Below are 239 nucleotides of genomic sequence, written 5' to 3'. Positions count from 1 at the left end.
GATATCGACGCGCAAATCACCGAACTGCGCACGCAGTTGGCTGCCCAGCGCAAGGGCGAAGCCGAAGCCAGCAGCACCCGCTCCACGGCGGCCATGCCCGACCTCAAACACGGTAAAGGCCGTGAGCGCAGAACAGAACAAGGGCATCAGCAGCGCACCGGTATTCATGTGGTGGAAGTGATCCTGTTCAGTGACCCGAGCCGACGCTATTACATCCGCACAGCGTTTCATGAGCGTGT

General features: G+C 60.3%; 1 pseudogene. It reads left to right on the top strand.

Going from position 1 to position 239, the window contains the following annotated elements:
* Positions 1-239: pseudogene (locus tag EKA13_RS28085) on the top strand (LysM domain-containing protein); the annotation flags it as partial.

It is taken from the genome of Pseudomonas defluvii (genome assembly GCF_001695625.1).
GTDB classification, from domain to species: Bacteria; Pseudomonadota; Gammaproteobacteria; order Pseudomonadales; family Pseudomonadaceae; genus Aquipseudomonas; species Aquipseudomonas defluvii.
This window is presented reverse-complemented; position numbering and strand designations above follow the sequence as displayed.